Below are 8462 nucleotides of genomic sequence, written 5' to 3' on the forward strand. Positions count from 1 at the left end.
GGCCTGCACGTCGTGGCGTGCAGGCCCGGCCATGCGCGGGTCAGGACTTGGGGAGTCCCGGCGGGTTGATCTCGCTGTGGTCGATGCGCTCCGTCTCCAGGCCCCAGATCGTCAGAAGCTCGTCGTACTGGCCGCCGTCGATGAGGGCGTTCAGCGCGATCTGTACCGGCTCGATCAGGCCGTTGCCTTTTGCGGTCGTGACAGCGATGTGCGCCGTCAGCGGCCAGCCACCGGGGACGGTGCCGACGAGCTTGGTGTCGCCGGTCTCGCGCGCCGACCATGCGGCGGTGGCGTTCGGACCAAATGTCGCGTCGACCCGGCCCGACTGCAGAGCGAGCACCGCGGCGGCATTGTCGTCGTAGTAGACGAGTTCGGCGGGAGCCTTGCCGGCGGCCTCGAGCTCTTTGTTCCAGGCCAAGAGCACGTTCTCCTGGTTGGTGCCCGAACCCACGACGATCTTCAGGCCAGAGATGTCGTCGGCCTCCTCGATCTTGGTGATCTTGCTGTCGCTCTTGACGTAGAACCCCAACAGGTCGACCCGGTAGGTCGCGAAGTCGTACAGCTCCTTGCGTTCCTCGGTGACCGTCACGTTGGAGATCACGACGTCGTACTTGCCGGACTGTACGCCCAGCGGCCAGTCGGCCCATGCGACGATGACGGGGTTGTACTCCAGGCCGAGCGCGTCGGCAACGAGGGCGCCGATGTTGGGCTCAGTGCCCGCAGTCTTTGTCTCGCCTTCAGGAGTGAAGCCCAGTGGCGGCAGGAACGATGTTCCCGCCACGGTGAGCTTGCCGGGCTCAATCGGAGTGAAGCCGCTCGCCTTCAGCGCGTCGACTGCCTCTTGGACCGGCTTGTCGAGCCGGACCCACTCGATCTCGTCGGTCGTGACGTTGCCCTCGGCGGATGCCGACGGCGTGGACGCTCCGCCGGGCGCCGCCGCCTCGGCATCCGCGGGTCTGTTGAGGGTGACCGCGGCGATGACGCCGCCGACGATCGCGGCGACCGCGACCACTCCGATTCCCAGGGCGATGCCCTGCTTCTTGCTGATTGCCATGTTGCTGTGTTTCCTTACGGGATTCTTCGGGTGACGCTCGAGGTTTCGAGAGACAGGGGTGGTGCGTTCTCAGGCGATGACCTTCGCGAGGAACTCCTGAACGCGGGGATGCTGGGGCCGCACGAGGACCTCGGACGGCGGACCCTGCTCGATGATGCGGCCATGATCGACGAACACGACGCGGTCGGCGACCTCGCGGGCGAAGCCGATCTCGTGGGTGACGATGACGAGCGTCGTGCCGAGCGTCGCGAGATCGCGGATGACGTCGAGCACCTCACCCACCAGCTCGGGATCCAGCGCGCTCGTCGGCTCGTCGAAGAGGATGACCTTCGGCTTCAGCGCAAGCGCACGCGCGATCGCGACGCGCTGCTGCTGCCCGCCGGACAGCTGCCGCGGATAGTGCTCAGCCTTGTCGGCCAGCCCCACGCGGTCGAGCAGCCCCAGAGCGAGTTCGCGCGCATCGTCCTTGCTGAGCCGCTTGAGGGCGACGGGCGCCTCGACGATGTTCTCCAGCGCCGTCAGGTGCGGGAAGAGGTTGAAGTTCTGGAAGACGATCCCGACCTGGGTGCGCCGTTTCAGCACCTCCTTCTCGCGCAGTTCGTAGAGCTTGTCGCCGCGCAGCTCGTACCCGATCAGCTGTCCGTCGACGGTGACTGATCCCGAGTCGACCGATTCCAGGTGGTTGATCGTACGCAGCAGCGTCGACTTGCCCGAGCCGCTGGGCCCGAGGATCGTCACCACCTCGCCGGGATTGATGGTCAGGTCAACGCCGCGCAGCACTTCGATGCCGTTGTAGTTCTTGTGGACGTTGTGGATCTCGACGAGGCCGGTCGTCGCGGTGGGCGTCGGGCTGGTGGACGTTGCCGTGCTCATCACAGACCTCCGATGGTGTCGTTGTTGCTGCCTGACCGCGTCACGCTCGGCACCGGCGGCGCATCCGCGCCCTCCAGCGGTGGCGGCGACTTCGGGTCGTCACCCAGCCGCGCCCACTGCACGGCGATCCAGTGCTTCGCCTGCTGGATCGGGGTGGGGGGCAGCACGCGCACACTCCCGCGGGCGTAGTAGCGCTCGATGTAGTACTGGCCGATGCTCAGGATCGTGGTGATGATCGTGTACCAGACCACGGCCACCAGCAGCAGCGGGATGACCCGGCTGTTGCGGTTGTAGATCACCTGCACCGCGTAGAACAGCTCGGGCACCGCGATGATGAACAGCACCGACGTGCCTTTGACGAGGCCGATGATCTCGTTCGACGCGTTGGGGATAATCGTGCGGGCGGCCTGGGGCAGGATGATGCGGCCGAGCCGCCGCGACGGCGGCAATCCCAGCGCTGCGGATGCCTCAGTCTGGCCCTGATCGACCGACAGCAGACCGCCGCGGATGATCTCCGCCGAGTATGCGGCCTGGTGGAGGCTCAGCCCCAGCACGCCGGCGGCGAATGCCGAGATCAGCTGCACCGTCGGGAACTCGACGATCCAGAAGTCCGTCGTGAACGGGGTGCCAAGGCCCAGCGTCGGGTAGAGATAGCCGAGGTTATACCAGACCACGAGCTGCACGACGAGCGGTACGGAGCGGAAGAACCAGATGTATATCCACGCGGCGCTGTTCAGCAGCGGCGACCTCGACAGCCGCGCGAGCGCAAGCAGCGTACCGATCGCGAAGCCGATGACGGTCGTGATCGCGGTGAACGCGAGGGTCAGGCCGAGCCCCTGCAGCACCGGTTCGGAGAAGAAGTAGTGCGCGAAGACGTCCCACTCGTATCGGCCGTTTGTGACGAGGCTCCAGGCGAACTGGGCGACGACGAAGACGACGATCGCCGCCAGCGTCCAGCGGAACCAGTGGCGGGTGTGGACGACTTTCAACGAGCCCAGGTCGACGCGGGCCGAACCCGGCGACCCAGGCGCGGCCGTATCGGCCGTTGTCGTGGTGGTGGTGGACATGGGCTTCTCCTCGGGCCGGGACGGCGATGCGGGTGCATCGCGATTCCGACACGGTAGGAGAGCCTGCGTTCACGCCGCGCGGGCCTTCTTCACACCGCGCAACCGAATGACATTCGGCGTAACGGATGGAGGCGAGACCCCCGCAGGCACACCGAGACCCCGCGTCAACGCGGGGTCTCGGTGTGCGGCGCGGTTCAGTGCTCGTGCGGTCGCGCATCACCCGCGAGCTTGAACGCGAGCCGTCCGTGGGCGTAGCCGCCGCCGGCGCGGATGGCGGTGGCTACCCACGCCGTCTCGGCGAGCTCGGCCTCGGTCGCGCCCGCCTTCACCGCGTTCTGGGAGTGACCGTCGATGCAGTAGACGCACTGCGTCGTGATGCCGACGGCGAGCGCGATGAGCTCGCGGTACTTGAGCGGGATCTCTCGACCCTCCGGCGCGAACACCGCCTGGTCGAACGCCGCGAAGGCGGCGAGGATGTCGGGGGTTTCTTTCTTGTAGACCCGCGTGAATCCCTTGTCGGCGTTGCGGTCGAAGTAGTCGGACATATCTCTCTCCTGGTATCGGTGGGCGACGCCGGTCTCGCCGTGCTGCGTCGCCTACGCTAACCGCACAGCGACGCCGCGCCTTCCCGCGCCGACGCACGGCGTCATCCGCCGACTCACGCCGCGGGTGCGATGGTGCGCAGTCCGTCGAAGCGGCGGAAGTCGCGGTCGAACGTCGCCACGGGGCAGTCGTATCCGAGAGCCACGGCGGCGATGTACGCGTCGGGAACGAGGTTTCCCGTCGCCTGCGACTCCCGGCACAGCGCGACCAACCGGGTCGCACCCCCGGGGAACGGTGGCACCGGGAGATATGCGGGAGCCGACACGACCTCCTGGACGAACGTCGCCGCCTCATCGAGGGTCGACGGGTTCGTGAACGCGCCGCGCAGCGTCACGATGCGGAGGAACCCCACCCACACGGCATCCGGGATCACCACCTCGTCGAACCCGCCGAGCGCCTGTGCCAGCCAGGGGAGGGCAGCCTCGTGGTGCGGGTGATCCGCGCGGAAGGCGGCGACGAGCACATTCACGTCGACGACGATCACGCGACGTCGATTCCCATCGCGTCGTAGAGACCTCGGTTGGTCGTGAGGTCGACTCCTCGCTGGGCGCCGCCGCTCGCGGACGACACGGTAAGCCGCACGGTGCCCCTCGCCGAGCGTTCCGTCGCGAGATCGCGGCGGATTGCCTCTTCGACGTAAGCGCCGAGCGTCAGCCCGGCGGCGTGCGCTCTCTCCTTCGCTTGCGCGAGGAGCCGGTCGTTGATAGAGAGCGTGGTGCGCATGATGTCAAGAATAGTGCATCACGTGCATCACGGGTCGGGAGAAAACGTGCTGACGCCGTGCCTCGCTATCTGGCGGCGGACGCCATCCTGCGATTCGTACGCCGTGTGACGCCCCGCGCCGTCGAGCTGGGCGGCGGACGACGACAAGCCCTACCCTGGCGTCGTGACCGATTCCGACAGCGCAGCACCGTCTTCGCCCACACCGCCGAACTACGACTGGGACGGCTACGGGTTCGACACCCGGCAGGTGCACGCCGGCGAGCGCGAGGAGCGCAACTTCGGTGCGCGGGTGACTCCGGTGTATCTGACGGCGGCGTATCGGTTCGCGTCGTTCGACGAGGCGGAGGCGCGGTTCACGCTTGCCGAAGAGGGCCAGCTGTACTCCCGCAACCTCAATCCGACGCACCTCGTCGCCGAGGCCCGCATCGCATCGCTCGAAGGCGCGGCCGGCGCGATCGTCGTCGGCTCGGGGCAGGCGGCGATCACCGGACTGCTGCTGGGGCTCGCCGGGGAGGGCGAGCACCTGCTGGCGACGGCGAGCATCTACAGCGGCACCCGGGTGCTGTTCGACCGCACGTTCGCACGCTTCGGGGTCGACCTCGACTACGTTCGCGACCCGCGCGACGCGGACGAGTGGGAGCGCCTGATCCGCCCCGAGACGAAGGCCGTCTTCGTCGAGACGATCCCCAATCCCAAGAACGATCTTGTCGACATCGCCGAGATCTCGCGGATCACGCGGCGCCACGGCATCCCGCTCGTCGTGGACAACACCGTCGCGACGCCGTGCATCATCCGACCGCTCGAACACGGCGCCGACGTCGTCGTGCATTCGTCGACGAAGTTCCTCACCGGGCACGGCGCGGCACTGTCGGGCGTCATCGTGGACGGCGGCACGTTCGACTGGGCGGGATCGCCGCGCCCCTACCCGGGGATCACCGAGCCGGTCGCGCCCGGCAAGCCCTCGTTCCTCGAGGCGTTCGGCCGGCATGCGCTGGAGGCGTACCTGCGCTTCGGGATCGTCAACGACCTCGGCGCGGCGCTGTCGCCGGTGAACTCGTTCCTGCTGCAGCAGGGCATAGAGACCCTGTCGCTGCGGATGGCGAAGCACCAGGAGAACGCGGATGCCGTGGCCACGTGGCTCGACGGCCACCCCGCCGTGGAGAGTGTGGACTACGCCGGACTCCCCACCAGCGAGTACCACGGCATCGCCGAGCGCCTCTACGGCGGACAGGCCGGCTCGGTGTTCGCGTTCACGGTGCGCGGCGGCCGCGAGGGCGCGCAGCGCTTCTTCGACGCGCTGCGCGTGTTCAGCCGCATGACTAACATCGGCGACGTGCGCTCGATGGCGCTGCATCCGGCGACGACGACCCACGTGTCGTTCTCGGCGGACGAGCGCGAGCGCCTCGGCATCCACGACGGCCTCATCCGCCTGTCGATCGGGATCGAGACGGCATCCGATCTCATCGCCGACCTCGACCAGGCGCTGCGCGCTGCCGTCGGCGCTACCCCGGAGGAGACTCTCTCATGACCACGATCGTGCCCCTCATCGGCAACCCGCAGCCCGGTTCGCGGACCCGCTTGATCGCGGAGACCGTCGCCGAAGCCCTCGCCGAGCGCTCCGGTGCGACCGTCGCCGAGACGATCGAGCTCGCCGACGTCGCGGACGAGCTGTTCCGCTTTCCGAGCGAGGCTGTGGACGCGCTGCGGTCGCGCGTACTCGCCGCGGATGTGCTCATCGTCGCGAGCCCGACGTACAAGGCGACGTATACGGGGCTGCTGAAAGCGTTCCTGGACCGGTTCGACGCCGGTGCGCTGCACGCCGTCACCGCCGTGCCGCTGCTCACGATCGGATCGCCCGCGCACACCCTCGCCGTCGAGACGGGCCTTCGCCCCCTGCTCACCGAGCTCGGCGCGTCGCAGCCGACCCAGGGGATCGCTTTCCCGGCATCCGACACGGATCGCCGCGGCGAGATCATCGCCCGATGGGCGGATGCCGAGTGGCCGCGCCTGCGGGCCGCGCTCGGCGGTTGACCGCGTCCCGGCGGCTGACCGCACCCTTTCGCCGAGCCGCCACGATTTGAACGAGCCGCCACGATTCGCACGGTCGAAAGATGGCGGCTCGGGCGGAACATAGCGGCTCGGCGAAACCGGGGGGCGGCCCGGCGGGGCGCGCGGCGCCGGCGTCAGACGGCGATGACGACCTCTGCGGGGGTCGGCCCCGTCGCGATGGGGCGACCGGGCGAGCGGGTCCACTGGCCCCACGCTCCGATGTAGATACGCGTGGGGATGCCCGCGACGGCGAACGCGAGGGCGGAGTGCGCCGAGGCGATCGAGTTGTTGCAGTAGAGCACGACGTCCGCGTCCGGCCCGATCCCCCAATCCGCCAGGGCCGCGCGGATCTGCCGAGCGTCGTGCAGCAGCGAGTGGGGACCGATGTGTGAGACGGTCGGGATGTTGACCGCGCCCGGGATGTGTCCTGCTCCCGGATCCGCGCCGACGATGAGACCGCGATAGTGCTGCGGCGCGCGGACGTCGATGAGGAACCCGTCCCGCGGCGCAATCGCCGCGTCGTCGATCGTTGCGACCGGCAGTCGCGGTTCGGGCAACTCGATGTCGCCTGCGGGTGCCGCCTCGTCTCCTCGCTCCAGACGCAGACCCGCCCGAACCCATCCGTGCAGCCCGCCGTCAAGGACGCGGACGTCGATGCCGTAGCCGCGCAGGAGCCACCACGCTCGCGCGGCGGCGACGCCGTCGTTGTCGTCGTAGACGACGACGCGATCGCCGTCCCTCAACCCCCAGCGGCGGGCGGCGACTTCTAGGGCGGCGGTCTCCGGCAGCGGGTAGGGCCCGTCCTCGGGACGTCCGGGACGTGAAAGCTCGCGCTCCAGGTCGACGTAGACGGCGCCCGGCAGGTGTCCGTCGAGGTAGGCGGGACGCCCTTCGGGTTCGTTGAGGCGCCAGCGCACGTCGAGAAGGCGGGGCGGAGCCGCAGCTGCGAACTCGGCGCGCAACCGATCGGCGTCGACGAGGAAGGACATGTTTTCATCGTCACGCGCACCGCCGTGAGAAAACCTCCCGTCATGCAACATGACGAAACGCCGACGGGACCTTGCCGATGCTATGCGTCACATTCGGTCACACGGGGTCACACGAGCACACATCCGGGCGGGATCGACTCCCGAGAGCCGTTAGCGTCGAAGTCATGCCACTCTCGTCCACGCCCGATCCCGCAGAGTTCGCGCCGCACATCGACGCCCCGCACCACCACTTCGCGTCGTCGCTCTCGGCCGACGAGTTCAAGGCGCTGTTCCGGGGTCATCCCGGCGGCGTCGCCGTCATCACGGCGGATGCAGGTGACGGACCGGTGGCGCTGACAGCGACCTCGGTCGCGTCGGTGAGCGCCGAGCCGCCGCTGCTGATCTTCTCGGTGTCGGCGTTGTCATCGGCATCCGACGTCCTCTCCCGCGCCGAGACCGTCGTCGTGCACCTGCTCGACGCGCACGATCTCGAGGTCGCGAAACTGGGCGCGACGAGTGGCATCGACCGGTTTGCCGACACTCACCGGTGGACGCGCCTGGTCACCGGCGAGCCGGTCTACAACGACGTGCGCGCGTGGGTGCGCTGCGCCGTCATCGGACGGATGGATGCCGGGGGCTCCACCGTCATCGCCGCGCACGCGCTGCAGTCACAGCTCGCGCGCGATGTCACCCCCGGCGAGCACGGCGACGCGCTCATCTACCACAATCGCGCGTGGCACCGGTTGGGCGAGCACTCGCGCATCCGCTGAGCGGGGCGGTCACCGCAGGAGCGACGCGGCCTGTGGTGCGTGCCATCGACTTGCCGCGATTCGTCGTTTCGGGTGCCGTATGCCGACAAGACTCGGCAAGTCGGCGTTGGCGCGATTCGCGACTTGCCGCGAACTGTCGTTTCGGGAGCCGGATACCGACAGAACTCGGCAAGTCGACGTCGCGACAGTGTCCCGCGACCGAACGTGAAGCCGTCAGTCGTCGCTGGAGTGCAGGCCCCGCCGCGCTGACAGCAGCGTGACCTCGGGGTGTTCCTCGGCCACGACCCGCTCGGCGCGATCGAGCACGTCGCGCACGTGCGCGGCATCCGCCCCGACGACGGCCACGCCGATGCCC

General features: G+C 68.7%; 11 protein-coding genes. 3 read left to right on the plus strand and 8 right to left on the minus strand.

The genetic code is table 11. From position 1 onward, the window contains the following. Positions 1-40: 40 nt before the first annotated feature. The 6 genes from WBP48_RS13630 to WBP48_RS13655 all read right to left on the minus strand — a co-directional run bounded on the left by WBP48_RS13630 (position 41) and on the right by WBP48_RS13655 (position 4320). Positions 41-1054: an ABC transporter substrate-binding protein gene (locus tag WBP48_RS13630; RefSeq protein WP_424441295.1), complete on the minus strand. Its 1014-nt coding sequence runs from the start codon at positions 1052-1054 to the stop codon at positions 41-43. A 69-nt stretch (positions 1055-1123) separates the two neighbouring features. Further along, positions 1124-1927: an amino acid ABC transporter ATP-binding protein gene (locus WBP48_RS13635; protein ID WP_424441296.1), complete on the minus strand. Its 804-nt coding sequence runs from the start codon at positions 1925-1927 to the stop codon at positions 1124-1126. Further along, positions 1927-2994, minus strand: a complete 1068-nt coding sequence (locus tag WBP48_RS13640; protein WP_424441297.1) for an amino acid ABC transporter permease — start codon at positions 2992-2994, stop codon at positions 1927-1929. Before WBP48_RS13640 ends, WBP48_RS13635 begins: the two co-directional genes overlap by 1 nt. 194 nt (positions 2995-3188) lie before the next feature. Beyond that, entirely contained in the window at positions 3189-3539 is a 351-nt protein-coding gene (locus WBP48_RS13645) for a carboxymuconolactone decarboxylase family protein (RefSeq protein WP_424441298.1), read from the minus strand. A gap of 113 nt (positions 3540-3652) precedes the next feature. After that, the gene (locus WBP48_RS13650) at positions 3653-4081 is read right to left on the minus strand and encodes a TA system VapC family ribonuclease toxin (RefSeq protein ID WP_424441299.1); all 429 of its coding nucleotides are present in this window, start codon (positions 4079-4081) and stop codon (positions 3653-3655) included. After that, positions 4078-4320 carry a hypothetical protein gene (locus WBP48_RS13655; RefSeq protein WP_424441300.1) on the minus strand — a complete coding sequence of 81 codons (243 nt, stop codon included), beginning with the start codon at positions 4318-4320 and terminating at the stop codon, positions 4078-4080. Before WBP48_RS13655 ends, WBP48_RS13650 begins: the two co-directional genes overlap by 4 nt. Before the next feature lie 163 nt (positions 4321-4483). Here WBP48_RS13655 and WBP48_RS13660 point away from each other — a divergent pair, with 163 nt between their 5' ends. Next, on the plus strand, positions 4484-5848 hold the full coding sequence (locus tag WBP48_RS13660) for an O-acetylhomoserine aminocarboxypropyltransferase/cysteine synthase family protein (protein WP_424441301.1): 1365 nt from the start codon (positions 4484-4486) through the stop codon (positions 5846-5848). Next, a complete protein-coding gene (locus tag WBP48_RS13665) occupies positions 5845-6351 on the plus strand; it encodes an NADPH-dependent FMN reductase (protein ID WP_424441302.1) in 507 nt (168 codons plus the stop codon). The genes WBP48_RS13660 and WBP48_RS13665 overlap by 4 nt, the downstream gene beginning before the upstream one ends. 152 nt (positions 6352-6503) lie before the next feature. Here the strand turns inward: WBP48_RS13665 and WBP48_RS13670 are convergent, their stop codons facing one another. Beyond that, complete coding sequence (locus WBP48_RS13670) at positions 6504-7358, minus strand: sulfurtransferase (protein ID WP_424441303.1); 855 nt, start codon at positions 7356-7358, stop codon at positions 6504-6506. Positions 7359-7522: 164 nt separating this feature from the next. Here WBP48_RS13670 and WBP48_RS13675 point away from each other — a divergent pair, with 164 nt between their 5' ends. Next, complete coding sequence (locus WBP48_RS13675; protein WP_424441304.1) at positions 7523-8107, plus strand: flavin reductase family protein; 585 nt, start codon at positions 7523-7525, stop codon at positions 8105-8107. 213 nt (positions 8108-8320) lie between these two features. On the opposite strand, the gene WBP48_RS13680 is transcribed toward WBP48_RS13675, so the two are convergent. Then, positions 8321-8452 carry a hypothetical protein gene (locus WBP48_RS13680; protein ID WP_424441305.1) on the minus strand — a complete coding sequence of 44 codons (132 nt, stop codon included), beginning with the start codon at positions 8450-8452 and terminating at the stop codon, positions 8321-8323. Positions 8453-8462 lie beyond the last annotated feature (10 nt).

This window comes from Microbacterium sp., from assembly GCF_049661145.1.
Taxonomy (GTDB): Bacteria; Actinomycetota; Actinomycetes; order Actinomycetales; family Microbacteriaceae; genus Microbacterium.